Origin of the sequence: Achromobacter sp. Root170 (genome assembly GCF_001428165.1) — a bacterium.
GTDB lineage: Bacteria > Pseudomonadota > Gammaproteobacteria > Burkholderiales > Burkholderiaceae_B > Achromobacter > Achromobacter mucicolens.
The window spans coordinates 743136-769182 of the sequence record NZ_LMHN01000001.1 but is presented as its reverse complement, the minus strand read 5'-3'; the positions used below and the strand labels follow the sequence as shown (position 1 = coordinate 769182).

The 26047-nt window shown below is 68.4% G+C and carries 27 protein-coding genes; 18 read left to right on the top strand and 9 right to left on the bottom strand.

Going from position 1 to position 26047, the window contains the following annotated elements; translation table 11 throughout:
* Nucleotides 1-798, top strand: a complete 798-nt coding sequence (locus ASD87_RS03545; RefSeq protein WP_056317216.1) for an NRDE family protein — start codon at nucleotides 1-3, stop codon at nucleotides 796-798.
* 128 nt (nucleotides 799-926) lie between these two features.
* Nucleotides 927-1361 (top strand): carboxypeptidase-like regulatory domain-containing protein, encoded by a 435-nt coding sequence (locus ASD87_RS03540; RefSeq protein ID WP_056317213.1) that lies wholly within the window; start codon nucleotides 927-929, stop codon nucleotides 1359-1361.
* A 60-nt stretch (nucleotides 1362-1421) separates the two neighbouring features.
* On the opposite strand, the gene ASD87_RS03535 is transcribed toward ASD87_RS03540, so the two are convergent.
* Entirely contained in the window at nucleotides 1422-1796 is a 375-nt protein-coding gene (locus ASD87_RS03535; RefSeq protein ID WP_056317209.1) for an MAPEG family protein, read from the bottom strand.
* 162 nt (nucleotides 1797-1958) lie between these two features.
* Between ASD87_RS03535 and ASD87_RS03530 the strand changes: the two genes are divergently transcribed.
* Nucleotides 1959-2795: a CPBP family intramembrane glutamic endopeptidase gene (locus ASD87_RS03530; RefSeq protein WP_235512595.1), complete on the top strand. Its 837-nt coding sequence runs from the start codon at nucleotides 1959-1961 to the stop codon at nucleotides 2793-2795.
* Nucleotides 2796-2798: 3 nt separating this feature from the next.
* Here ASD87_RS03530 and ASD87_RS03525 read toward each other — a convergent pair whose 3' ends face one another.
* The 4 genes from ASD87_RS03525 to arfB all read right to left on the bottom strand — a co-directional run bounded on the left by ASD87_RS03525 (nucleotide 2799) and on the right by arfB (nucleotide 5440).
* Entirely contained in the window at nucleotides 2799-3854 is a 1056-nt protein-coding gene (locus tag ASD87_RS03525) for an alkene reductase (protein WP_056317203.1), read from the bottom strand.
* A 51-nt stretch (nucleotides 3855-3905) separates the two neighbouring features.
* Nucleotides 3906-4253 (bottom strand): helix-turn-helix transcriptional regulator, encoded by a 348-nt coding sequence (locus tag ASD87_RS03520; protein ID WP_056317201.1) that lies wholly within the window; start codon nucleotides 4251-4253, stop codon nucleotides 3906-3908.
* Nucleotides 4254-4322: 69 nt separating this feature from the next.
* The gene (locus ASD87_RS03515; RefSeq protein ID WP_056317199.1) at nucleotides 4323-5015 is read right to left on the bottom strand and encodes a DUF2238 domain-containing protein; all 693 of its coding nucleotides are present in this window, start codon (nucleotides 5013-5015) and stop codon (nucleotides 4323-4325) included.
* Between the two features lie 8 nt (nucleotides 5016-5023).
* A complete protein-coding gene (gene arfB, locus ASD87_RS03510; RefSeq protein ID WP_056317197.1) occupies nucleotides 5024-5440 on the bottom strand; it encodes an alternative ribosome rescue aminoacyl-tRNA hydrolase ArfB in 417 nt (138 codons plus the stop codon).
* Between the two features lie 210 nt (nucleotides 5441-5650).
* Here arfB and queE point away from each other — a divergent pair, with 210 nt between their 5' ends.
* The 11 genes from queE (at nucleotide 5651) to ASD87_RS03455 (ending at nucleotide 16597) form a co-directional block, all read left to right on the top strand.
* Complete coding sequence (queE, locus tag ASD87_RS03505; protein WP_056317195.1) at nucleotides 5651-6283, top strand: 7-carboxy-7-deazaguanine synthase; 633 nt, start codon at nucleotides 5651-5653, stop codon at nucleotides 6281-6283.
* Between the two features lie 28 nt (nucleotides 6284-6311).
* Complete coding sequence (queD, locus tag ASD87_RS03500; protein ID WP_056317193.1) at nucleotides 6312-6755, top strand: 6-carboxytetrahydropterin synthase QueD; 444 nt, start codon at nucleotides 6312-6314, stop codon at nucleotides 6753-6755.
* A 142-nt stretch (nucleotides 6756-6897) separates the two neighbouring features.
* Nucleotides 6898-7371: a MarR family winged helix-turn-helix transcriptional regulator gene (locus ASD87_RS03495; RefSeq protein WP_056317190.1), complete on the top strand. Its 474-nt coding sequence runs from the start codon at nucleotides 6898-6900 to the stop codon at nucleotides 7369-7371.
* The gene (locus ASD87_RS03490) at nucleotides 7368-9419 is read left to right on the top strand and encodes an FUSC family protein (RefSeq protein WP_056317186.1); all 2052 of its coding nucleotides are present in this window, start codon (nucleotides 7368-7370) and stop codon (nucleotides 9417-9419) included. Before ASD87_RS03495 ends, ASD87_RS03490 begins: the two co-directional genes overlap by 4 nt.
* On the top strand, nucleotides 9416-9628 hold the full coding sequence (locus ASD87_RS03485; RefSeq protein WP_025140452.1) for a DUF1656 domain-containing protein: 213 nt from the start codon (nucleotides 9416-9418) through the stop codon (nucleotides 9626-9628). Before ASD87_RS03490 ends, ASD87_RS03485 begins: the two co-directional genes overlap by 4 nt.
* Nucleotides 9629-9630: 2 nt before the next feature.
* On the top strand, nucleotides 9631-10545 hold the full coding sequence (locus ASD87_RS03480; protein ID WP_056317183.1) for an HlyD family secretion protein: 915 nt from the start codon (nucleotides 9631-9633) through the stop codon (nucleotides 10543-10545).
* Nucleotides 10546-10611: 66 nt separating this feature from the next.
* On the top strand, nucleotides 10612-12033 hold the full coding sequence (locus ASD87_RS03475; RefSeq protein ID WP_056317180.1) for an efflux transporter outer membrane subunit: 1422 nt from the start codon (nucleotides 10612-10614) through the stop codon (nucleotides 12031-12033).
* A gap of 158 nt (nucleotides 12034-12191) precedes the next feature.
* On the top strand, nucleotides 12192-13025 hold the full coding sequence (locus tag ASD87_RS03470; RefSeq protein WP_056317177.1) for a hypothetical protein: 834 nt from the start codon (nucleotides 12192-12194) through the stop codon (nucleotides 13023-13025).
* A 13-nt stretch (nucleotides 13026-13038) separates the two neighbouring features.
* Nucleotides 13039-14763 carry a thiamine pyrophosphate-binding protein gene (locus ASD87_RS03465; RefSeq protein ID WP_056317175.1) on the top strand — a complete coding sequence of 575 codons (1725 nt, stop codon included), beginning with the start codon at nucleotides 13039-13041 and terminating at the stop codon, nucleotides 14761-14763.
* Between the two features lie 60 nt (nucleotides 14764-14823).
* Nucleotides 14824-15801, top strand: a complete 978-nt coding sequence (locus ASD87_RS03460; protein WP_056317172.1) for a tripartite tricarboxylate transporter substrate binding protein — start codon at nucleotides 14824-14826, stop codon at nucleotides 15799-15801.
* Nucleotide 15802: 1 nt separating this feature from the next.
* Nucleotides 15803-16597 carry an SDR family NAD(P)-dependent oxidoreductase gene (locus ASD87_RS03455; RefSeq protein ID WP_056317169.1) on the top strand — a complete coding sequence of 265 codons (795 nt, stop codon included), beginning with the start codon at nucleotides 15803-15805 and terminating at the stop codon, nucleotides 16595-16597.
* A 36-nt stretch (nucleotides 16598-16633) separates the two neighbouring features.
* Here the strand turns inward: ASD87_RS03455 and ASD87_RS03450 are convergent, their stop codons facing one another.
* Nucleotides 16634-17416 carry an IclR family transcriptional regulator gene (locus ASD87_RS03450; RefSeq protein ID WP_056317168.1) on the bottom strand — a complete coding sequence of 261 codons (783 nt, stop codon included), beginning with the start codon at nucleotides 17414-17416 and terminating at the stop codon, nucleotides 16634-16636.
* On the bottom strand, nucleotides 17416-18120 hold the full coding sequence (ypfH, locus tag ASD87_RS03445; RefSeq protein ID WP_056317165.1) for an esterase: 705 nt from the start codon (nucleotides 18118-18120) through the stop codon (nucleotides 17416-17418). The genes ASD87_RS03450 and ypfH overlap by 1 nt, the downstream gene beginning before the upstream one ends.
* A gap of 167 nt (nucleotides 18121-18287) precedes the next feature.
* Here ypfH and imuA point away from each other — a divergent pair, with 167 nt between their 5' ends.
* From imuA to ASD87_RS03425, 4 genes are all read left to right on the top strand, one after another.
* Nucleotides 18288-18992, top strand: coding sequence for a translesion DNA synthesis-associated protein ImuA (imuA, locus tag ASD87_RS03440; protein ID WP_056317163.1), 705 nt, complete (start codon nucleotides 18288-18290; stop codon nucleotides 18990-18992).
* Entirely contained in the window at nucleotides 18922-20391 is a 1470-nt protein-coding gene (locus ASD87_RS03435) for a DNA polymerase Y family protein (protein ID WP_056317159.1), read from the top strand. Before imuA ends, ASD87_RS03435 begins: the two co-directional genes overlap by 71 nt.
* 1 nt (nucleotide 20392) lies before the next feature.
* Complete coding sequence (locus ASD87_RS03430; RefSeq protein ID WP_056317156.1) at nucleotides 20393-23632, top strand: error-prone DNA polymerase; 3240 nt, start codon at nucleotides 20393-20395, stop codon at nucleotides 23630-23632.
* A 121-nt stretch (nucleotides 23633-23753) separates the two neighbouring features.
* A complete protein-coding gene (locus ASD87_RS03425; RefSeq protein ID WP_056317153.1) occupies nucleotides 23754-24137 on the top strand; it encodes an I78 family peptidase inhibitor in 384 nt (127 codons plus the stop codon).
* 143 nt (nucleotides 24138-24280) lie between these two features.
* On the opposite strand, the gene ASD87_RS03420 is transcribed toward ASD87_RS03425, so the two are convergent.
* Both ASD87_RS03420 and ASD87_RS03415 read right to left on the bottom strand, forming a co-directional pair.
* Nucleotides 24281-25276, bottom strand: coding sequence for a LysR family transcriptional regulator (locus tag ASD87_RS03420; protein WP_056317151.1), 996 nt, complete (start codon nucleotides 25274-25276; stop codon nucleotides 24281-24283).
* Nucleotides 25277-25301: 25 nt separating this feature from the next.
* A complete protein-coding gene (locus ASD87_RS03415; RefSeq protein WP_056317146.1) occupies nucleotides 25302-26036 on the bottom strand; it encodes an amino acid ABC transporter ATP-binding protein in 735 nt (244 codons plus the stop codon).
* Between the last annotated feature and the right edge of the window lie 11 nt (nucleotides 26037-26047).

The following is a 26047-nucleotide window of genomic DNA, read 5'->3' as shown; positions in this document are numbered from 1 at the left end:
ATGTGTCTTGCCGTACTGGCCCTGCACTTCTTGCCCGGCATCCCCGTCCTGATCGCCGCGAACCGCGACGAGTTCCACGCGCGTCCCACCCTGCCCGCCGCGCAATGGCCGGACGCCCCGAACCTCTACGCCGGGCGCGACGGCCAGGCGGGCGGCACGTGGATGGGCGCGACGACCGAGGGGCGCTACGCGCTGGTCACCAACTTTCGCGAGCCCGGCCGGCATCTGGACGACGCGCCGTCGCGCGGCGCGCTGGTCGAGGACTTTCTGCGCGGCGCCATGACGCCGCAGGCGTATTTGGAAACGGTGCATGGCGTGGACCAGGCATATAACGGCTTCAACCTGATCGTGGGCGACGCCCGCCAGGCGTGGTACCTGAGCAACCGCGACGGCGGGCCGCGCGCGTTGGCCCCCGGCGTCTATGCCCTGTCCAATCACCTGCTGGACACGCCTTGGCCCAAGCTGGCGCGAACCAAGGCCGCTTTCACCGCCGTGCTGCACCACCAGCCGCAGCCGGACCTGCCCGCGCTGTTCGCCGCGCTCGCCGACCGCAGCCCGGCAGACGATGCAGACCTGCCCGCCACCGGCCTGCCGCCGGACCGCGAACGCCTGCTGAGCAGCCCGTTCATCGTCAGCCCCGAGTACGGCACGCGCAGCTCCAGCGTAATGGCGCTGCATGGCGGCGGCGCCGGGCAGCTGGAGGAACGGCGCTTCGCGCCGGATGGCTCGGTCAGCGGCGTGAGCCAGCTGACGTTTAGTTGGCGGCAGGCCGGCGGCGTCTCCGCACGCAGCGCCTGATACAAACGGTTGATTTCCGAGGCGGACGGACGCGAACTCGCCTTGCGCGGGCAAGTCGAATCGTTGCAAGCTACCGCCGGGGGCAGCCACAACGCGCTGCCCCGCCGGTTTTCCTGCAGGAGAATTCCATGAACAAACGTTTTGAACGCTGCACGATGGCCGCCGCCATGGCCCTGGGCAGCATGGCCATTGCAGGCGTCCTGTCCACCGCCCAGGCAGGCATGCCGCCCGTGCAGCATCAGGGCACGGTGGAGTACGTCAGCGGCGGCATCGGCATCGACGAATCGGAAGCCATGAAGGCCGCGTCCAGCAGCTATCCGCTGGCGCTGACCTTTGCCGCCCAACGCGGTGGCAAGGCCGATTACGTGGCCGACGTGACCGTCGCCATTCGGGACGCCCAAGGCAAGGCCGTGCTGCAGACCACGTCGCAAGGCCCCTACATGCTGGTGAAGCTGCCTGCGGGCAGCTACAAGATATCGGCCACGTACGACGGCCAGGCGCAGGAGCGTGAGGTCACGGTGCAAGGCACGGGCACCGCGCGCGCCATGTTCGAGTGGAAGTGATGCCGGGCAGCCGCGGCGCGTAACGCCGCGGCCAGTCTCATTGGGTCGTGCGCCGCAGGCTCAGACGCCCGCGAACAGGATCGCGATCACGAACCCCACGCCCGCCGTCCAGACCAGCGAGCGCAGCGCGCCCCAGTTCGCCAGGTACATCGCCAGGTATCCCAGCCGCGTGCCCAGCCAGCACGCCATCAGCGTGGCAACGTGCGCGGGCGGGGCCTGGTTGTACAGCGCGAACAACACCGCGGCGTAGAAAAACGGCAGCGCTTCGAATGTGTTGACCTGCGCGGCATTGGCCCGCGCCCGCCACCCTTCCTGCCGCGCCAGCCACGCGCGCGGATCGTTGTTGTCGAACTTCTTGCCGCCTGCCTTGGCGATGATCGTGCACACGAACGGCAGCAGCGCCGCGGCCAGCATCAACCACGCGATTGTCTTCATTCCTGACTCCATTGCTGGCGGCGCCATGTCCGCCTGATATGCGGGGCATGTGCCGCCGCTGCCGCATGGTCGCCTGAAATCACCGGCAAGGCAAAGCCGGCGCGGGCCCGCGCGTACACTCAGGCCTTCGCGATAGCCTCCCACCCGCCGATGCCGCACGTCATGCCGTGGTTTGCCCTGTTCCTGGCCGCCGCCCTCTTGTGGCCGCCTGGCACGCGCCGCTGGGCGCTAGCCCCCCTGGCGGTGGCGTGGGCCTGGGCATTGGCCGACGGCGTCGTCGATCCCGTGGCGCTGGCGGGGCCGGCACTGCTGCTTGCAGCGGCCGCGCTGGTGCGCGCCAGCGCGGGGCCGGTATCGCGCGCGGCCGGTCATGCGCTCTTCGTGGTCGTGGCCGTGCTGCTCTTTGCCCATCTGTTGCCCGGTTTTCACAACCTGCGCGTCATTGCGCCCGCGCCGCTCACGCCAGACGCGGTGCCGTTCGGCATGTACCTGAATATGGACAAGCCGCTCGTGGGGTTCTGGGTGGTGCTGGTGTTGGCCCCGCCGATGGCCGCGGCGCATGCGCGGCTGACCTTGCAGGCGGCGTTGCTGGCGTGCGCGGGCGCAGTGACGGCCTGCCTGGGCTTGGCGCTGGCGTTGGGGTTGGTGGGATGGGCGCCCAAGTGGCCCGCGTCCGGCTGGATCTGGCTGCTGAACAACGCCCTGCTCGTCACGCTGGCCGAAGAGGCGTTGTTTCGAGGATATGTGCAGGAGCGTCTGACGCAATGGTGGCGTCATCATCCGTGGGGCGCCTGGGCGGCGCTGGCCGTGGCGGCCGCGCTGTTCGGGCTGGCGCACTACGCCGGCGGGTGGCAGTGGATGCTGCTGGCGGCGTTGGCGGGGGTGGGATACGGCGTGGCCTACCGCTACGGCGGCCTGGCCGCCGCCGTGCTGGCGCATCTGGGCCTGAACGCGGCGCACTTCGGATGGTTTACCTATCCGATGCGCGCCGCACTCTGAACGTCAGGCCGCCATTGCAGGGTAGTCGGTATAGCCTTCCGGGCCCGATGCGTAGAACGTGGCCGGGTTCGGCGTGTTGAGCGGCGCATTTTGCTGCAGACGCTCGGCCAGATCAGGCGTGGCGATGTACGGCACGCCAAACGCCACGGCATCGGCACGGCCGGCTGCCACGGCGGCCTCGGCGGTTTCGCGCGTGTAGCCTTCGTTGGCGATGAATACGCCGCCGAACTCGGCTTTCATCATCGGCGCCAGGCTGTCCGGACCTTCGTGTTCACGGGCACACAGGAAGGCGATGCCGCGCTTGCCCAGTTCACGCGCCACATAGCCGAACAGGCCGGGCAGATCCGAATCGCCCATGTCGTGGGCGTCCGCGCGCGGCGACAGATGCACGCCGACGCGGCCCGCGCCCCAGACCGCCACGCAGGCGTCGACCACTTCAAGCAGCAGGCGCGCGCGGTTTTCAATGGAGCCGCCGTACTGGTCGGTGCGATGGTTGGTGCTGTCCTGCAGGAACTGGTCCAGCAGGTAGCCGTTGGCGGCATGCACTTCGACGCCGTCGAAACCGGCTTCCATCGCCATCTGCGCGCCGTGGCGGTAAGCCTCGACCACGCCGGGGATCTCAGCGGTTTCCAGGGCGCGCGGCGTCACGTAGGCGCGCTTGGGACGGACATGGCTGACATGGCCCTTGGCCGCAATGGCGCTGGGTGCGACCGGCAGTTCGCCGTCCAGGAACATCGGGTCGGAAATGCGCCCCACGTGCCAGAGCTGCGCGACGATCACGCTGCCCTTGTCGTGCACCGCGGACGTCACCTTGCGCCAGCCCTTGACCTGTTCGGGCGACCACAGCCCCGGCGTATCCGCGTAGCCGACGCCCTGCGGCGTGACCGCGGTGGCTTCCGTGAGGATCATGCCGGCCCCGGCGCGCTGGGTGTAGTACTCGACCATCAGATCATTCGGCACGCGGCCGGCGCTGGCGCGCTGACGGGTCAGCGGCGCCATCACGACGCGGTTGCGCAGCGTCAGGTCGCCGACTTTCAGCGGTTCAAACAACGGGTTCATGAAACATCCTTTCGTCCCGGCAATGGGGCGCTTGCGGGTATGGCAGACGGGCTACATATCCTGGTTCAACTGCCGCAGAAACGCGGCAATCACGGGTTCATTGCGACGAAAAAAGACCCACTGCCCCACCTTGGTCGCCGAAATCAGGCCGGCGCGCTGCAGCACGGCCAGATGCGACGACACCGTCGACTGGGACAGTCCGCAGCGATCATCGATATGGCCCGCGCACACCCCATGTTCAAAGGTGTGGCCCGGGCGCTCCTCGAAATGGGCGTGCGGCGTCTTCAGCCAGGTCAGGATGTCGCGCCGGACCGGATTGGCGAGCGCCTTGAGAATGGCGTCTGCGTCGATCGCGGGTTGCGTGGCGTCCTGCTCGGTGCGTGAGGAAGTTGCGGTCATATTGGTATATCGCAATTTATCGAATCATATATCGGGTTTAACCGATATATCGTCATGCCCCTATGGACTTCAAGGATTTTCGGCGTGCCGCCGTCGTTCGGGCTTCAGGCTGTCTGCCCAGTCACGCGCGACGTCGCGCCGCGCTTTACGGTTGACTAGCGCGGTGATGGTCATGGCGATGACCGCGCCCAGCGCCGCCAGCGCCATGTCCTTCTGCGCATCCCAGATATCGCCCTGCGTCCCCAGATACGCCGCGCCCAGGTCGCCGCCAAAGAACTCGGCAGCGCCCCACTCGATCAGTTCGTAGAGGGCCGAGGTCGACAGCGTGACGTCCATCGGCAGGAAGTACGCCCAGAACCCGCGCACCTCGGCCACGCGCAGAAAGATCTCGCGGATCGGGTAAGCCAGCAGCAGGCCGTACGAGAAATGCACGACGCGGTCGAAGTTGTTGCGCTCCCAGCCCAAAAGGCTGTTGAGCGTACGCCCGGTCAAGGCACGCCACCACTCGTCATACGGGACCAGGGAATACGTATAGTGCGCCCCGATCGTATGCAGGCACAGGAACAGGAAGATCAGCGTGTACGACACGCGCGAGAACACGAACGCGTGCCGCGTGGCAAAAAGCACGATGCCCAGGCCCAGCACCAGCGCATTTTCCAGCGCCCAGGCCGAGCGGTCGTGCGGGTCGATGGCCAGCAACGTCCAGATGACGGCAAACACGCCAGCCAGGGAGACGAGGTAACGGCGGCGCGCGTCGATCATGGCGGCCTCTATTCGCCCTGCACCCGGCCGCGCATCCGCTTGACCTCGCCGTGCAGCACCTTGCGCTGCACGCGCCGGCGCTGCGAGGCGCGCGTCGGCTTGGTGGCGCGGCGCGGCTTGTCCACCCGGATGGCCGACCGCACCAAGCCCACCAGGCGCTCGATGGCCTCGGCGCGGTTCTTTTCCTGGCTGCGGAACGACTGCGATTTGATGACGATCACGCCTTCCTTGGAGATGCGGTGGTCGTTCAGCGCGCACACGGCATCCTGCACCTCGAGCGGCAGGCGGGAAGCGCGCACATCGAAGCGCAGGTGGACGGCGCTGGAGACCTTGTTGACGTTCTGCCCGCCGGCGCCCTGGGCGCGGATCATGGTGAAGGTCAGGTCGCGCTCGTCGATGAATAGCGAGTCTTGGACGTGAAACATAGGCGGCAAGTCTACAGGGCCGGCAGGCTTCGCGCAGCAGGCACGGAGAACGACGCGCCTGCGGATCCCGCGATTTTCCGGGCGCGGCGCACCCGCCTGCCGCCGGCAGCGAACCCGCGTGGCGCAGGGTCTTTCGGCGGATATCGGCCGCGCCAAGTAAAATGATGCGCTTTTGCTCGAATTTGGGGCGGCCAGCCGCCCGCATCCCCCATGACTTACTCCGCCAAAGAAATCTTCAAGACCTTGCAAGGCGAAGGCGCCCATGCAGGCCGCGCGGCGGTATTCTGCCGGTTCGCGGGCTGTAATCTGTGGTCCGGCCGCGAAAGCGACCGCGCCAGCGCCGCCTGCACCTTCTGCGACACCGACTTCATCGGCACCGACGGCGACGGCGGCGGCAAGTTCGCCACGGCGGATCTGCTGGCCGACGCCATTGCCGCGGCCTGGGGCCCCGGCGCCGACAACCGCTACGTGGTCTTCACGGGCGGCGAACCGCTGCTTCAACTGGACACGCCGCTGCTGGACGCCATCCACGCCCGCGGGTTCACCGTCGCCATCGAAACCAACGGCACGATCAAACCGCCCGCCGGCGTGGACTGGATCTGCGTCAGCCCCAAGGGCACGGCCCCGGTCGTGGTCGAACGCGGCAACGAGCTCAAGCTGGTCTACCCGCAACTGAACGCCCTGCCCGACGCTTTCGCGCACCTCGATTTCGAACACTTTTTCCTGCAACCCATGGACGGTCCGGCGCGCGCAGCCAACACCGAGCAGGCCGTCCAGTACTGTATGCAGCATCCGCAATGGCGGCTCAGCCTGCAAACCCACAAATACATAGGCATTCCATGATTTACCCCCACGCCTCGCGGAGCGCACGATGATTTCCGTGACCCGCAGGCTCGAGTTCGACGCCGGCCACCGCATTCCCGACCACCGCAGCCAGTGCCGCAACCTGCACGGCCACCGCTATGTGCTGGAAATCACCCTGACGGGCGACGTGGTGCAGGCGCCCGGCGAGTCCGACAACGGCATGGTCATGGACTTCTCCGAGATCAAGCACATCGCCAAGACCCACATCGTGGACGTCTGGGACCACGCGTTCCTGGTCTTCGAAGGCGACACCGCCGTGCGCGGCTTCCTGGACACGCTGCCCGGTCACAAGACCGTTGTGCTGGACCGCATCCCCACCGCCGAAAACCTGGCCACCATCGTGTTTGAAACGCTGGCGCCGCACTACCACGGCCACTACGGCGCCGAACTGCGCCTGACGCGCGTGCGTCTGTACGAAACGCCGAACTGCTGGGCCGACTGCAACGGTTGATCCCTGAGGGGGTGGACGGGTGCCACCCCCAGTTTTCCACCCACGGAAAACCGCCCCGCTATTTTCCCAATTGAGAAAATCTATCGAGATAGTCGCCATTTTCAATCATTAGTAAGCTAATAGATAGGATACAATCGATTCCATGCTTACTCCTTCCGACTCCCAGCTCATGGCCACCACCGCCAACCTGATGGTGCTGTCGCGCGCCTATCGCGGCGCTGCCGACAAGGCGCTTGCCGACTACGGACTCTCCCAGGCAACCGCGTGGCCCGTCATCCTGGCCGGCCGACTTGGCGACGGTGTTCGCCAAGGCGCGCTGGCCGAAGCTTTGGGCGTTGAAGGCCCCTCTCTCGTGCGCGTGCTGGACCAGCTGGTGGCCGCCGGCCTGATGGAACGCCGCGAAGATCCCCACGACCGCCGCGCACGCACCCTGCATCTGACCGACGCCGGCCATGCGCTGCGCGCGCAGGTCGAAGACGTGCTGGTCGAACTGCGCCGCCGCGTCTTCCACGGTGTCAGCGAATCGGATCTGGAAGCTTGCCTGCGCGTTTTCGACGCCCTGAAGGTGTCGCTGGGCCGCAGCGGCGCCGGCGCGCAAGAGGACGCGCGGCCATGAAACTGCCGAACGTCCGCGAAACCCTCTTCTCGCTCAAGAGCTACCTGAGCGCCATCATGGCGCTCTATCTGGCTTACAGCATTGGTTTGCCGCGTCCGTTCTGGGCGATGACCACCGCCTATGTCGTGGCCCAGCCGTGGTCCGGCGCGGTGCGTTCCAAGGCCCTGTACCGCCTGATCGGCACCTTCGCCGGGTCGGCGGCCACCGTCTACATGGTGCCGCGCCTGTCGAACTCGCCCGTCGTCATGACCGGCGCGATGGTGCTGTGGGTGGGCGCCTGCCTGTACATGTCGGTGCTGGACCGCACGCCGCGGTCCTATCTGTTCATGCTGGCCGGCTACACCGCCGCCATGATCGGCTTTCCCAGCGTCACCGACCCGTCCCTGGTCTTTGACACGGCGCTCGCCCGCGTCGAGGAAATCAGCCTGGGCATCGTGTGCGCCACGCTGATCCACAGCATCGTCCTGCCCCGCGGCCTGGCGCCCGCGCTGACGCTGCAACTGGACAAGGCCGTGCGCGACGCACGCAACTGGATGCACGACACGCTGAGCGGCAAGACTGCCGAACAGCGCGACAAGGACCGCCGCGTGCTGGCCAACGACATTACGCAATTGCGCCTGCTGTCCACCCACGTTCCCTTTGACACCAGCAATCTGCGCTGGACCGCGGGCGCCGTGCGCGCCATGCAGGACCAGATCGCGGCGTTGACGCCGGCCGTGTCCGCCGTCGAAGACCGCATGCGCGCGTTGCAGGCAAACGGCCAGACGCTGCCCGAACCGGTGCAGGCGCTGCTGGCCGATATTTCGGAATGGATCAATGCCGGCGCGCAGGCCTCGCACGAAACCGCCGTCCAGCTGCGCGCCGCCGTCACCCGGCTGACGCCCGGGATCGACAGCCGCTCGACCTGGCGCGATGCGCTGCTGGCCAGCCTGATGACCCGCCTGCGCGAGCTGATCGACACCTATGACGAATGCCTGGCCCTGCGCCGCGACATCCGCGCGGGCTTGCAGGGCGCGCCGGTGCGCACCCCGCGCACGGCCCGCGATCCCAATGCGGCGCTGCATCGCGACCACGGGATGGCCCTGCTGTCGGCGCTGGCCGCCGGCCTGGCCATTTCGGTGTGCTGCCTTTTCTGGATCGGCACGGCATGGAGCAACGGCGCCACCGCCGCGCTGATGGCCGCGATCTTCAGCTGCTTTTTCGCCTCGCAGGACAATCCCGTGCCCGGCATCATGCAGTTCCTGACCTACACGGTGTATTCGATTCCACTGTCGGCGCTGTATCTGCTGGGCATCATGCCGGCCATTCATTCCTTCGAGATGCTGGCGCTGTCCATGCTGCCGACCGCGTTCGTGCTGGGCGTCTTCATTGCCCGCCCGGCCAGCACCGGCAAGGCCATGGCCATGCTGTTCGGATTTCTGGGCACCATGGCGCTGCAAGACACCAACACGGCCGACGTCGTGTCCTTCATCGACACGCAGGTCGCGCAGTGCATCGGCGTGGCCACCGCCGCAATCATCGCCGCCATCTTCCGCACGGTCAGCGCCGACTGGAGCGCGCGCCGCATTCAGGCCGCCAACTGGAAAGAGCTGGCGACGCTGGCCAGCGCGCCCCGCGCGCCGTCGCGCCACACCTATGCCGCCCGCATGCTGGACCGCATCGGCCTGTTGCAGCCGCGCCTGGCGCTGGCCAAGCGGCCCGACGACCTGGTGGCCGCCGATGCGCTGAAAGACTTGCGCGTGGGCCGCGACATCACCGAACTGCAGCGGGCCCGCCGCCATCTGCCGATGGCCGAATCCACGATCCAGCCGGTGCTCGACAGCCTGGCGCAGTTCTTCCGGCTGCGTTCGTCGGGACGCACGCAGGACAAGACGACCGAGTTCCTGGCGCAGATCGACCGCGCGCTATGCAGCGTGGCTGCCACGCCGCAGGGGCCCCACGCGCGCGACCGTGCCGTGGTGGCGCTGGTCGGCATCCGTCGCGCCTTCTTTCCCGACGCGCCCGACTTTAAACCCGCCCATCCCACGCTGGAGGGCCACGCATCATGATCGGCGAATTCAATCTCTACGGCATTTACTTCCCCTGGCTGCTCGTGCTGGGCGTCGTCACCCTGGGCGTGGCCTGGGCGGTGCGGCGCGTGCTGGCGCGCGCCGGGCTGTATCGCCTGGTGTGGCACCCCGCGCTCTTTGACCTGGCGCTCTTCGTGGTGCTGCTGTACGGCGTCTCCCTCATTTCCCCATATTTTCTTCAGAGATAGGTATGAAACTCCCCAATGCCCTTCGCCCTGCTGCTATCGGCAAGTTCGCAGTGACGGCTGTTGTCGTCGCCGCCGCCGCTTACGCCGGCTGGCAGCTTTGGGATCACTATGAAGTCGAGCCCTGGACGCGCGATGGCCGCGTCAAGGCCTACGTAGTGCAGGTGGCGCCCGACGTGTCCGGCCTGGTGACAAGCGTGCCCGTGCACGACAACCAGGACGTGAAGGCCGGCGACCTGCTGTTCGAGATCGACCGCGCCCGCTTCCAGCTGGCGTACGACCAGGCCCAGGCCTCGGTGCGTTCGCAGCAGGTTGCGCACGACCAGGCGCTGCGCGACGCCAAGCGCAACCGCTCGCTGGGCCAGCTGGTTGCGGCCGAAGCCGTCGAACAAAGCCAGACCAAGGTGCAGCAGACCGAAGCCGCGCTCGCCCAGGCGCAGGTGCAACTGAACACTGCCCGCCTGAACCTCGCGCGCAGCCGCGTCGTGGCTGCCAGCGATGGCCGCATCACCAACCTGGACCTGCGCGCCGGTTCGTACGCCACGGCCGGCCACGGCGTGATGGCGCTGGTGGACGCCGGGTCGTTCTACGTCGAAGGCTACTTCGAGGAAACCAAGCTGCCCGGCATCCACGAAGGCGATCCTGTCAGCGTGACGCTGATGGGCGAATCGCGCCACATTCGCGGCCATGTGGAAAGCATTGCCATGGGCATCGCGGACCGCGACCGCAGCACCGGCGCGAACCTGCTTCCCAACGTGAACCCGACCTTCAATTGGGTCCGCCTCGCGCAGCGCATTCCGGTGCGCGTGAAGATCGACGACGTGCCCGAGGGCGTGCGGCTGGTCGCCGGCCAGACCGCCACCGTGTCGGTCGATGACCGCCCGGCCCAGGCCGCAGCCGCCGCGCCTCACGCTTCCTGACGCGGCCCGCACCGACCCTCATTCCGGAACCCTTGAATCCCTTATCGACGCCAAGCCGTACGTGCCATGAAAACCAGACTCCTCCTTCCGCTGACGCTGGCCCTCGCGCTGGCCGGATGCGCCGCCGTGGGCCCCGACTACCAGGTGCCGCGCGAGGCCGTGTCCCAGCGGCCGAGCGCGCAATCGTCCTTCGTACAAGCGCAGGAAGACGTGTACCGGCAAGAGGCGGTCCCTGGCCACTGGTGGCGTCTGTACAACGACCCGGTGCTGGACGGCCTGGTGGAAAAAGCCCTGGCCGCAAACACCGACTTGCGCGTGGCCAGCGCCAACCTTGAACGCGCCCAGGCCGCGGTGCAGGAAACGAAGGCCCAGCAGCAGCCGACGATCGGCGTGAATGCCTCGCCCACCTTCGGCCACGTCTCCGGTTTGCAGGAGCTTCAGCCCGGCATCGATCCGCCCAACCGCTGGTCCTACTCCACCGGCGCCAGCGTGTCGTATCAACTGGACCTGTTCGGCCAGATCCGCCGCGCCGTCGAAGCCTCTACTGACGACGCGCAGGCCGCGCAGGCCGCGTACGACGCCACCCGCGTCACGGTCGCGGCAGAGACCGCGCGCGCCTACGCCAACCTGTGCGCGGCGGGCATGCAGCTGGCCTCGGCGCAGCATTCCGTGCAGGTGCAGCGCGAATCGGTCGACGCCGTCAGCCGCCTGCAGCGTGCCGGCCGGGGCACCACGCTGGACGTCACGCGGGCGCGCAGCCAGCTTGAACAATTGCAGGCCAACCTGCCGCCGTTCCAGGCCCAGCAGCGCACGGCCCTGTATCGCCTGGCGGCGCTGACCGGCCAGACGCCCGGCGAGATCTCGCCCACGCTGCTGCAATGCGCCAGCGCGCCCAAGCTGACCGAAACCATCCCGGTGGGCGATGGCGCGCAGCTGCTGCGCCGCCGTCCCGACATCCGCCAGGCGGAACGCACCCTGGCCGCCTCCACGGCCCGTATCGGGGTCGCCACGGCCGACCTTTATCCCAAGATCACGCTGGGCCTGTCCGCCGCGTCGGGCGGTCCGGCCGCCATGTTTGGCGACCGCGGCACCTTCAGCTGGAGCGTGGGTCCGCTGATCTCCTGGACGGTGCCCAACACGGGCGCCGCGCAAGCGCGCATCGCCGAGGCCCAAGCCAACACCAAGGCCGCCGCCGCCCGCTTTGACGCGACCGTGCTCAATGCCTTGCGCGAAACCGAAAGCGCGCTGGTCGTCTACGCCCGCCAACTGGACCGCGACACCGCCCTGCGCGCGGCCCGCGACCAGAGTGCGGAAGCGGCCTCGCAGGCGCGGCGCCTGTTCCAGTACGGCAAGACGGACTACCTGACCGTGCTGGACGCCGAGCGCACGCTGGCCAGCAATGAAAGCGCGCTGGCGGCCTCGCAGGCGGAACTCTCCAGCGACCAGATCGCGGTGTTTCTGGCGCTGGGCGGAGGCTGGGAGCAGTAAACCGGCCGCAAAATCAATTCCATATTATGGGAATCGCATTGATTCCATAAAACCCGCGCCCCTAGAATCGTCCCGAACGCGATAACAACATCAAACGATTCGACAGCGCAGCCCCGACCCGACGGAGCCAGCGCTGTAGGACGGGGACAATTCATAATATGGAACATCCGGAAAATATCCGGGATGCGCGGGTGCTGGACAGCATCACCAAGCTGACGCAGGAGGACGCCGGGCGCGTCGTGATCGCCGGGTCGCACGGCGGCAGCTATGCCGCCTATTGCGCGGCACGGGGCGAGGTGCGTGCCGTCGTGCTGAACGACGCCGGCGTGGGCTGGCAGCGCGCCGGCATTGCGGGCCTGGACGACCTGCAACGTTGGGGCGTGCCCGCCGCCACCGCCAGCTACCGCAGCTGCCGCATCGGCGATGGCGCAGACATGGCGCGCCACGGCGTCATCAGCTTTGTGAACGCGCTTGCCCAGGACCTGGGCTGCGAGCCAGGCATGACCGTCTCCGAAGCCGCTGCGCGGCTCGCGCACGCCCAGCCCAACGCCAGCCGCCCCACCGCCATCAAGGAATCCCGCATCGTCATCAAGGCCGGCCCGGACGGCGCCCCGCTGGTGGTGGGCGCCGATTCCGTGTCGCTTGTGGACGCGCAGGACGACGGCCTCATCGCCGTCACCGCCTCTCACGGAGAACGGCTGGCCGGCCTGCAGTCCGATGGCGTCCGGGCCTCCCCGCGCCTGGTCACCTTCAACGACGCGGGCATGGGCAAGGACAGCGCCGGCATAGGACGCCTGCCCCTGCTGCAGCAGCGCGGCATCGCCGCATTGACCGTCTCGGCGCACACCGCCTGCATCGGCGACGCCCGTTCCTGCTACGAGGAAGGGACCATCTCTTCGGCCAACGCCCGCGCCCGCGACCTGGGCTGCCGCGTCGGCACACCGCTCAAAACCTTTATCGACGCCCTGCTCGCCGGGCGCGACACCCACTAGGAGCCTTACCCGCATGTCGGAAAAACTGGAAATCACCGGAGGCGAAGCCCTCGCCCGCATGTTTGCCGCGCACGACGTCGGCCTGATGTTCGGCATGGGCGGCTTTCAGCTCCTGCCCTTCTATGACGCCGCGCGCCGCCTGAACCTGAATCACAACCTGATCAACGACGAGCGCTGCGCGGTGTTCGCGGCCGACGCCTACACCAAGGTCAGCGGCCGCCCGGGCGTGTGCGATGCGACCCTGGGCCCTGGCGCGACCAACCTGGTGACCGGACTGGCCGAAGCCTACAACGCCGGCACGGCGCTGGTCGCGCTGGTCGGCGACTCGCACCGGATGCACTCGTGGAAGAACATGACGCAGGAGGCCCGGCAGTTGGAGGTGCTGCGCCCGGTCGTGAAAGACGTGCTGCGCGTGGAGATGATCGAGCGCATTCCCGAGCTGGTGCGGCGCGCGTTTGCCGTGGCCACCAGCGGGCGCCCGGGGCCCGTGGTGCTGGACGTGCCCGAAGACATCGCGCACGCCGTCCATGCCTTCGAGGTCGACGACTTCTATTCCAGCCCCAACTACCGGCGCTCGCCCGCCCTGCGCTGCCGTCCGTCGGCCGACGACGTGGCGCAAGCGGCAAGCATGCTCGCGGGGGCCTCCCGCCCGCTGATGCTGTGCGGCGGCGGCGTGCACATCAGCGATGCCGCCGATACCGTCCAGGCCTTCGCACGCAAATTCGGCATTCCCGTCGCCCACACCATGAGCGGCAAGGGCGCGATCGCCTGCAGCGATCCGCTGAACGCGGGGCTTTTCGGCCGCTACAGCCGTGTTGCCAATGACCTGATCGCCAAATCCGACTGCCTCTTTGTCGTCGGCTGCAAGCTGGGCGAAGTGGCAACCCGCCGCTACGACCTGCTGGCCGCGGGCGCGCCGATCATCCATCTGGATATCGTGGCCGAGGAATTCGACCGCACCACCACGCCCGCCCTGCGCCTGTGGGGCGACGTGCGTGCCACGCTGGAAGACCTGGACACGCGCCTGGCCGCCCGCGGCGCGCATGCCCGCCAGGACTACGTGGACGAGGTGGGCCAGGCCATGCACGCGTGGCGCGAATCGGTTAACGCAAAGCTGACTTCCGGCGACCGCCCCGTCGGCATGGCGCGGCTGATGCACGAGATCAATGCCTCGCTGCCCGAAGACGGCATCCTGGTGGCCGACGGCGGCTTCGCCGCGCATTGGGGCGGCTTGCTGTTCGACACCAAGCGGGCCGGCCGCGGGTTTGTGCCCGACCGCGGCTTTGCGTCCATTGGCTACGGCATCCCTGGCGCGATCGGCGCGGCCGCGGCGGCCCCCGGGCGCCAGGTGGTCAGCCTGACCGGCGACGGTGGCTGCAACATGTCGCTGGGCGAACTGGAAACCGCGGTGCGCATGAAGCTCGCCTTCACGCTCGTGGTGGTCAATAACGCCGCGTCGGGTTACATCAAGGCGTTGCAGCACCTGATGTACGGCGCGGGCAGCTACCAGTCGTCGGATCTGGTGGACACGAACTACGCCAACGTGGCGCGTGCGCTGGGCTGCAACGGCATCCGCGTCGAGGATCCCGCGGAATTGCCCGCCGCGCTGGCGCAGGCCTACGCCTGCAAGGACCGTCCCACCATTCTTGACGTGGTGGTCACGCGCGATCCCGCGCACATGCTGCCGGGCGTGGACAGCCGGGCGGCCAAGATCAAGCCGGGCGACCGCATCGCCTGAGGGCGTCGCGCATCGCCCGGTTCGACACACAAAACAATATCAAGCAAGGAGACAAACCTCATGAAGCGCAGAACCTGGATCAAGCTGGCGGCCGCCGCTGCAACCCTGTCGCTGGCGGGCGCCGCCGCGGCACAGGCCACCTACCCCGACCGTCCCATCCGCCTGATCGTGCCCTTCCCGCCGGGCGGCACCTCGGACGTGGTCGGACGCATCTTTGCCGAAGCGCTGGCCAAGCAGATCGGCCAGCCGGTCGTGGTGGAGAACCGCGGCGGTGCGGGCGGCACCGTGGGCAGCCGCGCCGTGGCCTCGGCCGCCCCGGACGGCTACACGCTGCTGCTGGGCACGTCCAGCACCAACGGCACCAACCCTGCCGTGTACAAGAACCTGCCCTACGACGCGGTGAAGGACTTCACGCCGGTCACGCAGATCATCCGCGTGCCTGGCGTGATCGTCGTGAACAAGAACTTCCCGGCCAAGGACTATGCGTCGTTCACCGCCCTGATCAAGGGCGCGCCGGGCAAGTATTCGTACGCCTCGTCCGGCAACGGCGGCGCCACCCACATGGCGATGGAGTATTACAAGTCGCTGTCGGGCCTGGACATGATGCACGTGCCGTATCGCGGCACGGGTCCCGCGCTCAATGACGTCATCGCCGGCCAGGTGCCCATCCTGTGGGATACGGCCGCGTCATCGATGGCGCACATCCAGTCGGGCAACCTGCGCCCGATCGTGGTGGCCGCCAAGTCCCGCCTGCCGCAATTGCCGGACGTGCCCACGTTCGCGGAAGTGGGTCTGCCGGACTACGACGCGGAAATGTGGAATGGCCTGCTGGCGCCCGCGGGCCTGCCCAAGGACGTGCTGGCCAAGCTGAACGACGCATCCCGCAAGGCGCTGGCGGACAAGGACGTGCAGGCCAAGTACGCGGGCGTGGGCGCGTATGTGGTCGCCGACAAGCCCGAGGAATTTGCCGCGATGATCCAGGGCGACGTGGCCAAGTGGAAGAAGGTCGCCGACTTTGCGCACATCTCGGCGGAATGACATGGGTCAGCGGCTGAAAGACAAGGTGGCGCTGGTGTTTGGCGCGGGCTCGTCCGGGCCGGGATGGGGCAACGGCAAGGCCGCGGCGGCCCTATACGCGCGCGAGGGCGCGTGGGTGTTCGCCGTGGATCTGCGGCCGGATGCCGCCCGCGAAACCTGCGGCATCATCGAAGCCGAAGGCGGCCGCTGCCAGGCATTGACCGCCGACGTGACGGATTCCGGGCAGATCCAGGCGGCGGTCGCCGCCGTGCTGGCGGCTGCCGGGCGCATCGACGTGCTGCACAACAACGTGGGCATCACGGAAATGGGCGACCCCATCGAGGCCACCGAAGAGAGCTGGCATCGCGTGCTGGACACCAACCTGACCGGCGTGTTCCTGACCTGCAAACATGTGCTGCCCGCCATGCTGGCGCAGGGCGCGGGCAGCATCGTCAACATTTCGTCGCTGGCCTCGATCCAGGTGAATTCCTATCCGTACACCTCTTACTACGCCGCCAAGGCCGGGTTGAATCACCTGACGCGGTCATTGGCCGTGCGTTACGCGCCGGACAATATCCGCGTGAATGCGGTGCTGCCCGGCGTCATCGACACCCCGTTGATCTACAAACAGATCGCGGGCCAGTTCGATGACGTCGAGGAAATGCGGCGGCGGCGCAATGCCGCCAGCCCCATGGGGCGGATGGGCGACGCCTGGGACGTGGCCCATGCCGCGCTGTTTCTGGCAAGCGACGAGGCCAAGTACATCACCGGCGTGTGCCTGCCGGTCGATGGCGGCAAGGCCTGCGCGGGACGCTAGCGCAAAGCCGGCGGGATCGGACTGGCCGGGACGCGATCAGACGCGCGGGGCCAGGTCCGCCGACAATTCCGCCGCCGCGCGCTGCAGCGCGGCCACCACGTCGGCCAGGCGTGCGCCGGACAGGCGCGACCGGATGGCTGCCACGCTCAGCGCCGCCACCACGTGCTGCTCGCGGTCGAGCACCGGCACCCCCACGCCCAGCATGTCCGGAATGATGCGGCCCGGGTTCAGCGCGTAGCCGTTCCTGCGCGCGGCGGCGATGTCCTCGCGCAGCATGTCGGTCGATGGCAGGTCGGGCGCCGCGCTGGCGTCGTAGCGCGCCAGCACGCGTTCGATATCGTCATTGGGCAGGAACGCCAGCAAGGCCAGGCTGCCCGCGCCAACGCCCAACGGGCGGCGGTGGCCGACTTCCAGGGTCAGAATCTTGATGGGAAAGTCGCCCGTCTTGCGGTCCACGCAGACCGCTTCGTGCCCGGAGCGCACCGACAGGAAGCTGGTGTCGCCCGTGGACTGCGCCAGCCTCAGCACGGCCGATTCGGCGATGGCCTTGATGCCGTGCCGGCTTTCGGCCGCCAGCCCCAGGATGTAGGACTCGCGGCCAAGGCTGTAGGTCTTCAGGCGCGGATTGAGCGACAGGAAGCCTTCCTGCAGCAGCGCCGTGAGCATGCGGTGCGCGGTGGGCGGCGTCAGGCCGACATCGCGCACCACGTCCGTCAGGCCCACGCCACGCGCCGGGGCCGCCCCGACGTACTTGAGGATGCGCAGCACGCGGAAAATGCTTTGCGCGCCGCCGACGGCGTCGCTCGCGCGGGGCGCCATCAATGCACCGTCGTCCCGTCCGGCGGCGTCTGGTTCAGCCCCAGCGCCGCTTCCCAACTGCGCAGCGGCACGCAGGTCTGCAGGCGCACGATGGCGCGCTGGATCAGGGCGGGATGCAGCTCGTGGCCGACGTGGGTGGCGATGTCGATGGTGGAATCGCCGTGCAGTTCGGCCAGGCGGGCCTGGGCCGCCTGGGCCTGCGACACGCTCATGACCGGATCGTCGGCGCCGTGCAGCAGATGGATGGTGGTGTACTGCGGGGCGCTCTTGGGCAGTTGCGCGTAGCGGCCCGAAAACGCGATCACGCGTCCGGCCATGCCGTCGTGGGCCTGCACCAGCTCCAGCGCCATGATGGCGCCCTGCGAAAAGCCGGCCAGCGCGGTGTCGGACTGCAGCAGGCCGAAACGGGCCTGCGCATCGTGCACGTAGGCTTCCAGGCGCGGCAAGGCCTGGGCCACGCGGTCGGCGCGGTTGTCGTCGGTAACGCCGCGCACCGAGAACCACTGCCGGCCGGCGCCCCCGCCATCGAAGGGCTCGAAGCCTTCGGGGATCAGCACCGCCGCGCTCGGAAAGGCCGCGCGCACCGCCTGGGCCAGGGGCTCCAGGTTGGCGGGCGATCCGCCCACGCCATGCAGCAGGATGAAGAGCTGGCGCACGTCGACGCCCGGATCGGGAAGGAATTCGATAGAACTGGAAGACGCCATGAAACTGCTCCGTGCTGGGCTGGGACCGTGGAATGCGCCCCGATTGCGGGATTGTAAAATGCGCCGCGCCTGGCCGTCCCGGGCCACTTTTCGATACGTCCTGCCGGCGCAAAGCCCGGTACAATACTGTATATTTATCCAGGTATTGAACACCGGGCGCTTTTTCCATGCAGTCCCCCGAACGTATCCATCCCGCGTTGTGGCGCGCCACGCAGTTGGCCAAAGGCGCCGCACGCACCCTGCCAACCGGGCATGCGGCGCTATCGGCCGAACTGCCGGATAACGGCTGGCCGCTGGGATCGCTCGTCGAGCTGCTGACTCCCCACCCCGGCATCGGAGAAATCCGCCTGCTGCGTCCCGCGCTGGCCCAACTGGAAACCCGCCGGCCCATTGCCCTGGTGCAGCCTCCCCATGTTCCGCACATCGCCAGCTGGATGAGCTGGCGGCTGGATCCCCGGCAACTGCTGTGGGTGGCGCCGGAAAAACCGGTGGATGCGCTGTGGGCCAGCGAACAGATCCTGAAGAACGCCAGTTGCGGCGCGCTGATCTGCTGGCTGCCCCACGTGCGCCCGGAATCCCTGCGCCGCCTGCACCTGGCCGCCCAGGCCAGCGACCTGCTGTTCATCGCCGTGCGCCCGTCCCGCGCCGCCCAAAGCGCCACGCCCGCCGCCTTGCGGCTGGCGCTGGCGCCCGCGCCGGGCGGCCTGTCCGTACACATACTGAAGCGCCGGGGGCCTGTCTGCGACACCCCGCTGTACGTGGGCCTGGAGCCCGGCGCCCTTACCCCCTCTTCTCCCCGCCATGCGCCTCTGGATCGCCGCATACCTGCGCTGCCTGCCGCTGGACGCCATACGCCCGCACTGGCCGCATGAACAGCAGGCGTTCGCCGTTCTGGACCAGGAACGAGTGGCCGCCCTGACGCCCGCCGCCCGCCAGGCCGGCGTGACGCCCGGCATGCGCCGCGCGGGCGCGGCGGCCATCGCGCCCGGCGTGGAACTGCTGCCCCGCCAGCCGCAGGCCGAAGCCGACGCCTTGCAGGGCGCGGCGCTGGCCCTCTTGCAGTACACCCCCGAAATCGCGCTGGCCGACGGCGACACCGTGCTGCTGAATGTGGGCGCCAGCCTGATGTTCTTTCGCGGACCGCGGGCGCTGAGCCGGCGGGTGGCCGCCACGCTGCGCGCGCTGGATCTGCGGGTGTCGCTGGGCATGGCGCCCACGGCCACGGGCGCCTGGCTGCTGGCGCGGCGCGCCGGCCGGGGCGTGCCGCGCCGCACGCTCAAGCTGCCCACCCTGGCGCGGCGGCTCGATGCCCTGCCCTTGGCATTGCTGCCCCAGGCGCAAGGCCGCCGCAACTGGCTGGACGACATCGGCTGCCACACGCTGGCGCACCTGCGCGCCCTGCCCCGCGCGGGCCTGCAGCGGCGCAGCGCGCCCGATCTGCTGCAAGCGCTGGACGCCGCCTACGGCCAGACGCCCGAACTCTACCGCTGGCTCGAACCGCCCAACCAGTTTTCGCGGCGGATCGAGCTCATGGACTATATGGAGCACACCGACGCCGTGCTGGCGGTGGCGGGACGCCTGGCCGAACAGCTGGGCGGCTGGCTGACCGCCCGGCAACTGGCCGTGCGGCGCGTGGTGCTCAGCATGGATCACGAACGCGGCCGCCACGCCCGCCCGCCGACCGAACTGGAGGTCGCGCTGGCCCAGCCCATCTGGCAGGCCTCGCAGCTTCTGCATCTGCTGCGCGAAAAACTGAACCACTTCACGCTGGAGGCCCCCGTCATCGCGGTGGCGCTGCACGCGCCCGACACCGTCGAGCAACCCGCCGCCAGCACCACCCTGTTCCCCGAGCCGGGCGGCACCGCCGCCGACCACGCGCGGCTCCTGGACCTGCTGGTGGCGCGGCTGGGCCGCGACCGGGTGCGCCATGCCCGGCCCACCCCCGACCATCGTCCCGAAGCCGCCAACGCATGGACCGACGCGCTGGCCGCGCCAGAGCGTCCCGCCCCCCTGCCGCCGCTGCTCGACCGGCCGTTCTGGCTGCTGGAAACCCCGCAGCCCCTGAAGCTGTCCGGCCATCGCCCCCACTACGGCGGCCAGGCGCTGCGGCTGATGCGCGGCCCCGAACGCATCGAAAGCGGGTGGTGGGACCCAGCCCTGACCGTGCGCGATTACTTCGTCGCCGAAGACGCGGCCGGCGCGCGCTACTGGATCTACCGCGAGCGCGACGCCGAGGACGCGCGCTGGTTCCTGCACGGTCTGTACGCCTGACATGCGCATGGACGACGACGCCCCCGATCCGCTGGACCCGGCTGAGACCCAGGCCCAGTTGCCCGGCTATGCCGAGCTGCAATGCCAGTCCAATTTTTCCTTCCTGCAAGGCGCCTCGCACCCCGAGGAACTGACCGCCCGCGCGGCCGAACTGGGCTATGCCGCGCTCGCCCTGACCGACGAATGCTCGCTGGCCGGCGTGGTGCGCGCCCATACCGAAGCCAAGACCCTCAAGCTGCCGCTCATCATCGGCGCCACGTTCCAGCTGCGCGCCGCGCCCGACGCCGCGCCGCTGGGCCTGACCCTGCTGGCGCAGACCCGCGAGGGCTACGGCAACCTGTCCGAATTCATCACGCTGGGCCGCACCCGGGCGCCCAAGGGCGAATACCGGCTGGCGCCGCAAGACATTGCCGATCCGCCCGCCGGCTACGCGCACCTGCGCAACCTGCCGGAATGCCTGGCCATCCTGACGCCCGCCTACGGCACCGACGCCGACCGCATGGCCGACCAGGCGCGCTGGCTGGCACGCGTCTTTCCGGGGCGGGCGTGGGTGGGGCTGACCTTGCTGCACCAGTCGCGCGACGACCTGCACCGCGCCGCCGTCGAGCACGCCGCCCAGGCCTCGCAACTGCCGATCGTGGCGGTCGGCCAGGTGCAGATGCATGTCCGCTCGCGCAAGCCGCTGCACGACACGCTGACCGGCATCCGCACCCGCCAGCAGGTGTCGCAATGCGGCTACGCGCTGTCCGGCAACGCCGAACAACACCTGCGCAGCCGCATGCGGCTGGCCAGTCTGTACCCGCCCGACGCGCTGGCGCAGACCCTGGCCGTGGCGCGCCGCTGCACGTTTTCACTGGACGAACTGCATTACGAATACCCCGACGAAATCGTGCCGCCCGGCCACACGCCGGCCAGCTACCTGCGCCAGGAAACGCTGGCCGGGGCCGCCCGGCGTTTTCCGCGGGGCGTTCCCGACGGCGTCACGGCGCAGATCGACAAGGAACTGGAACTCATCTCGGACCTCAACTACGAGGCCTATTTCCTGACCGTCTACGACATCGTGCAGTTCGCCCGCAACGCCGGCATCCTGTGCCAGGGCCGGGGCTCGGCCGCCAACTCCGCCGTGTGCTATTGCCTGGGCATCACCGCCGTGGACCCGCAGCGCGGCAACAACCTGTTCGAACGCTTCATCAGCAAGGAACGCAACGAACCGCCCGACATCGACGTCGACTTCGAACACCAGCGCCGCGAAGAAGTCATCCAGTACATCTACGACAAATACGGCCGTGAACGGGCCGCCCTGACCGCGGTGGTCATCTCGTACCGGCCGCGCAGCGTGCTGCGCGACACGGGGCGTGCGCTGGGCGTGGACCCGGGCGTCATCGACGCCGTGGCCCGCGCCCACCAGTGGTGGGACGGCAAGAAGGAAATGCTGCGCACGCTGGGCGCCTGCGGCCTGGACCCCGAATCCCAGGTGGCCCGCCAGTGGGCGTCGCTGGCGCAGACCATGATGGGTTTTCCGCGCCATCTGTCGCAGCATCCGGGCGGCTTCGTCATTTCACGCGGCAAGCTCTCGCGCCTGGTGCCCATTGAAAACGCCGCCATGCAAGACCGCAGCGTCGTGCAATGGGACAAGGACGACCTGGATGCCCTGAAGCTGCTGAAGGTGGACGTGCTGGCGCTGGGCATGCTGTCGGCATTGCGCCGCACGCTGGAACTGGCCAGCCAGCGCCGCGGCCAGCCGCTGGCGTTGCAGGACATCCCGGAAGGCGACGAGCCCACCTACGACATGATCTGCGATGCCGACACCATCGGCGTCTTCCAGATCGAATCGCGGGCGCAGATGACCATGCTGCCGCGCCTGCGGCCGCGCGAATACTACGACCTGGTGGTGCAGGTGGCCATCGTGCGCCCGGGCCCGATCCAGGGCGGCATGGTCCATCCCTACCTGCGCCGCCGCCAGGGCAAGGAAGACGAAACCTACCCCAGCGAAAAAGTGCGCGGCGTGCTCAGCCGCACCATGGGCGTGCCCATCTTCCAGGAACAGGTCATGCAGATCGCCGTCGTGGCCGCCGGCTTCTCGCCGGGCGAAGCCGACCAGTTGCGCCGGTCAATGGCGGCCTGGCGGCGCAAGGGCGGCGTGGACAAGTTCCGCGTCAAGCTGGTGGGCGGGCTGCTGGCGCACGGCTACACGCTGGACTTCGCCGAAGCCTTGTTCCGTCAGGTGGAAGGGTTTGGCGAATACGGTTTCCCGGAAAGCCATGCGGCCAGTTTCGCGCTGCTGGCATATGCCAGTTCCTGGCTCAAGCGCCACGAACCCGAGGCCTTCCTGGCCGCCCTGCTCAATTCCCAGCCCATGGGGTTCTATGCGCCCGCGCAGCTGGTGCAGGACGCGCGCCGCCACGGCGTGTGCGTGCTGCCCGCAGACGTCACCGTGAGCGGCTGGGATTCCGTGCTGGAAATACTGCCCGGCGGCCATCCCGGCGCCCGGCGGCGCGCGCATCACCACGCGCCGCCTACCGCCGAACCCCGTCCCGCCGTGCGGCTGGGCCTCAGCCTGCTGCAGGGCATGCGCGAGGACACTGCCCGCCGCATCGAAGCCGCGCGGGCCGAGGCCCCCTTTGCCAACACCGCCGACCTGGCTCGCCGCGCCGGGCTCAACCGCCACGACCTGAATGCGCTGGCCGCGGGCGACGCGCTGCGCACCCTGGCCGGCCACCGGCGCCAGGCCAGCTGGGAGGCCGCCGCCAGCGTGCAAAGCCGCGACCTGCTGCGCGACGCCGAGATCGTGGACGCCCAAGCCCCGCAACTGTCCGCCCCATCCGAAAGCCAGACCGTCGCCGCCGACTACCGCAGCGTGGGCCTGACGCTGCACAGCCATCCCGTGTCGCTGCTGCGCCCGCAACTGGCCGCCCGCAATTTCCAGCCCGCCTCGGTGCTGAACGGCTATCCCAACAAACGCGTCGCCCGCGCCTGCGGCATCGTCACCGTGCGCCAGCGCCCCCAGACCTCCAAGGGCGTCATCTTCGTGACCCTCGAAGACGAGACCGGCCCGGTCAACGTGGTGGTCCGCCCCGACCTCATCGAACGCCAGCGCCGCGAACTGCTGGGCGCCACCCTGCTGGGGGTCTTTGGCGCCTGGCAAAGCGTGGACGGCGTGCGCCACCTGATCGCGCAGCGGCTGGTGGATATGTCCGACCTGCTTGGCGGACTGGCGGCGCAGAGCCGCGATTTCCACTAAAGCTGCGCCACCAGCCGCCTGCCGCTGTTGCCCGGTTGCACAGGGGCCGCCGCGCCTTGACCACAGCGCATCGCCGCTGGTCTATCATGGGTTTTTGTCCGCTCGTTGTAAGGAGTCCTACATGATCCGCAAGCTGATCCCCTTCCTGCTGGTTGCCAGCCTGGCTGCGTGCGCCAATACTGGCGGTTCGCGCACATCCAGCGCGCCGGCATCCAGCTCCTCGAGCGCGTCCTCTTCCTCGAGCACCGGCGCTGGCGCTTCCTACGGTTCATCCTCGTCCATGCCCGGCAGCACCAGCGGCAAGAGCTGCGACGCGGGCGCGCTGCAATCGCTTATCGGCCAGAAAGCCACGCCCTCCGTCATGGAAGACATGCGCACGCGCAGCGGCAGCGCCACCGCGCGCATGCTGCGCCCGGGCCAGGTGGTCACCATGGAATACAACAACACCCGCCTGAACCTCATCGTGGACGACAAGGACGTGATGACGGCAATCCGCTGCGGTTGACGGCGCCAGCCGGCCCGCGTCCGGCCGCCTCAGCGGCAGGACCGGGCGCCGCAACAAGACAAGCGCAAGGCCAGCGGCCCCCGCCGGCCGCAGGCCTTGCCAATCAATCTCCGGCCAGCTCCCGATCGGCCAACCCGCCCTTTTCACTCGCCCTTTTCACCCACCCCGAGCGGCCGCGCCGCCGGCGGCACATGCGGCAGGAACGCCCCCGCCACCTCGAAGGCGCATTCCTCGCGCGCAATGTCGATCACCCGGGACACGACCGGGTTGACGATGTTCTTTTTGTGCACCGCGTAGTAATTGATGGTCGGCAGGTCCGGCTGCACATTCAGCTGGCACAGCGCCCCGCGCGCCACGAGCGGCGCAAAGTAGGCGCCCGGCAGATAGCTGATCCCCAATCCCAGCATCGTCAGCTGGGCCATCATGCCCAGGCTGTTGCACGTCAGCACCCGCTTGACGGGCATTCCCTGCTCGGCGAACCACGCGTCATACAGATGCGATAGCGCGGAATTGGTGGGCTGCGAAATGACGGGGTACGGCGCCAGGTCCTGCGGCGTCAGCGCGGCGGCGACATCGATATCCAGCGCCGGGCTGGCCATCCATACATTGGTGACCGCGCCCAAGTGCGTGCAATCGTACTGATAGCCCCAGAAAGGACCCGGCATGATCGCCAGGTCCAGTTCGTCCTGCTCCAGCCGCTCGTAAAGCGTAATGCCGCCGTCGATCTCGGGCATCAGTTGCACGCGCGGGTAGCGCTGGCTGATCTGCTTGATCAGCCCGGCCAGCCAGGTCATGCCGACCAGTTCCGTCACGCCCAGCCGCACCACGCCTTCGAAGCTGGCCGGATCGGCCATGTTCTGGACGATCCGGCTGTTCAGCTCCAGCATCTGGCTCGCCAGCTCAAAGAGCTTGCGGCCCTGCGGGGTCATCAGGAGTTTCTTGGCCCGCCGCTCGAACAGGGGCGCGCCCGCAAAGGCCTCGAGTTCGCCCACCCGCTTGGCAACGGCCGATTGGGTGGTGTGCAGCTTGCGCGACGACGCGCTGAAGCTGCCCAGTTCGGAACTCCAATAAAAGGCCTCCAGCTGTTTGAGGGTGTACATCGCCGCGGTCGAAGAAAAGCGCATGGAAACCCCCAACATTACCACCGAGGCCGCTCGGCCCGGATCATCCCCGCGGATGCAGGATGTCCGCCAGGAAGCGCTGCGCGCGCGGATGCGCCGGCGCGCTGAAGAAGCGCTCGGGCGTGTCCATCTCCAGGATCTCGCCCGCATCCATGAACACCACGCGGTCGCAGACGTCGCGCGCAAAGCCCATTTCGTGCGTCACGCACACCATCGTCATGCCGTCCTTGGCCAGCCCCTTCATCACCTGCAGCACCTCGCCCACCATCTCCGGGTCGAGCGCGCTGGTCGGCTCATCGAACAGCATGACCGGCGGCTGAAGCGCCAGCGCGCGCGCAATCGCCACCCGCTGCTGCTGGCCGCCCGACAGCGATCCGGGATAGGCGTCGATCTTGTGCGCCAGCCCCACGCGATCGAGCAGGCTGCGCGCCAGCTCCACGGCCTGCTTGCGCGGCTGCTTGCGGATGTTCACCGGCGCGAAGATCACGTTTTCCAGCACGCTCATGTGCGGAAACAGGTTGAACTGCTGAAACACGAAGCCGATCTTCTGGCGCAGGGCGTTCAGGTTGGCGCCCTTCTGGTAGATGTCCTGGCCATCGATCAGGATGCGGCCCTTCTCGATGGGCTCCAGCCGGTTGATCGTGCGGATCATGGTGGACTTGCCCGACCCGGACGGGCCGCAAATCACCAGCACCTCACCGCGCGCCACCGACAGGTCCACGTCCTTGAGCACATGATGCTCGCCGTACCACTTGTTCACTTTTTCGAGATTGATCATGTTTTGTTCCT

Excerpts from the sequence above, each read along its gene's own strand:
- ASD87_RS03450 (WP_056317168.1), bottom strand. The coding sequence starts at position 17,416 with ATGGCGCCCCGCGCGAGCGACGCCGTCGGCGGCGCGCAAAGCATTTTC.
- queD (WP_056317193.1), top strand. The coding sequence starts at position 6,312 with ATGATTTCCGTGACCCGCAGGCTCGAGTTCGACGCCGGCCACCGCATT.
- ASD87_RS03515 (WP_056317199.1), bottom strand. The coding sequence starts at position 5,015 with ATGATCGACGCGCGCCGCCGTTACCTCGTCTCCCTGGCTGGCGTGTTT.
- ASD87_RS03460 (WP_056317172.1), top strand. The coding sequence starts at position 14,824 with ATGAAGCGCAGAACCTGGATCAAGCTGGCGGCCGCCGCTGCAACCCTG.
- ASD87_RS03485 (WP_025140452.1), top strand. The coding sequence starts at position 9,416 with ATGATCGGCGAATTCAATCTCTACGGCATTTACTTCCCCTGGCTGCTC.
- arfB (WP_056317197.1), bottom strand. The coding sequence starts at position 5,440 with ATGTTTCACGTCCAAGACTCGCTATTCATCGACGAGCGCGACCTGACC.
- ASD87_RS03520 (WP_056317201.1), bottom strand. The coding sequence starts at position 4,253 with ATGACCGCAACTTCCTCACGCACCGAGCAGGACGCCACGCAACCCGCG.
- imuA (WP_056317163.1), top strand. The coding sequence starts at position 18,288 with ATGCAGTCCCCCGAACGTATCCATCCCGCGTTGTGGCGCGCCACGCAG.
- ASD87_RS03535 (WP_056317209.1), bottom strand. The coding sequence starts at position 1,796 with ATGAAGACAATCGCGTGGTTGATGCTGGCCGCGGCGCTGCTGCCGTTC.
- ASD87_RS03475 (WP_056317180.1), top strand. The coding sequence starts at position 10,612 with ATGAAAACCAGACTCCTCCTTCCGCTGACGCTGGCCCTCGCGCTGGCC.
- ASD87_RS03425 (WP_056317153.1), top strand. The coding sequence starts at position 23,754 with ATGATCCGCAAGCTGATCCCCTTCCTGCTGGTTGCCAGCCTGGCTGCG.
- ASD87_RS03490 (WP_056317186.1), top strand. The coding sequence starts at position 7,368 with ATGAAACTGCCGAACGTCCGCGAAACCCTCTTCTCGCTCAAGAGCTAC.
- ASD87_RS03545 (WP_056317216.1), top strand. The coding sequence starts at position 1 with ATGTGTCTTGCCGTACTGGCCCTGCACTTCTTGCCCGGCATCCCCGTC.
- ASD87_RS03435 (WP_056317159.1), top strand. The coding sequence starts at position 18,922 with ATGCGCCTCTGGATCGCCGCATACCTGCGCTGCCTGCCGCTGGACGCC.
- ASD87_RS03470 (WP_056317177.1), top strand. The coding sequence starts at position 12,192 with ATGGAACATCCGGAAAATATCCGGGATGCGCGGGTGCTGGACAGCATC.
- ypfH (WP_056317165.1), bottom strand. The coding sequence starts at position 18,120 with ATGGCGTCTTCCAGTTCTATCGAATTCCTTCCCGATCCGGGCGTCGAC.
- ASD87_RS03430 (WP_056317156.1), top strand. The coding sequence starts at position 20,393 with ATGCGCATGGACGACGACGCCCCCGATCCGCTGGACCCGGCTGAGACC.
- ASD87_RS03415 (WP_056317146.1), bottom strand. The coding sequence starts at position 26,036 with ATGATCAATCTCGAAAAAGTGAACAAGTGGTACGGCGAGCATCATGTG.
- ASD87_RS03530 (WP_235512595.1), top strand. The coding sequence starts at position 1,959 with ATGCCGTGGTTTGCCCTGTTCCTGGCCGCCGCCCTCTTGTGGCCGCCT.
- ASD87_RS03420 (WP_056317151.1), bottom strand. The coding sequence starts at position 25,276 with ATGTTGGGGGTTTCCATGCGCTTTTCTTCGACCGCGGCGATGTACACC.
- ASD87_RS03465 (WP_056317175.1), top strand. The coding sequence starts at position 13,039 with ATGTCGGAAAAACTGGAAATCACCGGAGGCGAAGCCCTCGCCCGCATG.
- ASD87_RS03455 (WP_056317169.1), top strand. The coding sequence starts at position 15,803 with ATGGGTCAGCGGCTGAAAGACAAGGTGGCGCTGGTGTTTGGCGCGGGC.
- ASD87_RS03540 (WP_056317213.1), top strand. The coding sequence starts at position 927 with ATGAACAAACGTTTTGAACGCTGCACGATGGCCGCCGCCATGGCCCTG.
- ASD87_RS03525 (WP_056317203.1), bottom strand. The coding sequence starts at position 3,854 with ATGAACCCGTTGTTTGAACCGCTGAAAGTCGGCGACCTGACGCTGCGC.
- queE (WP_056317195.1), top strand. The coding sequence starts at position 5,651 with ATGACTTACTCCGCCAAAGAAATCTTCAAGACCTTGCAAGGCGAAGGC.
- ASD87_RS03495 (WP_056317190.1), top strand. The coding sequence starts at position 6,898 with ATGCTTACTCCTTCCGACTCCCAGCTCATGGCCACCACCGCCAACCTG.
- ASD87_RS03480 (WP_056317183.1), top strand. The coding sequence starts at position 9,631 with ATGAAACTCCCCAATGCCCTTCGCCCTGCTGCTATCGGCAAGTTCGCA.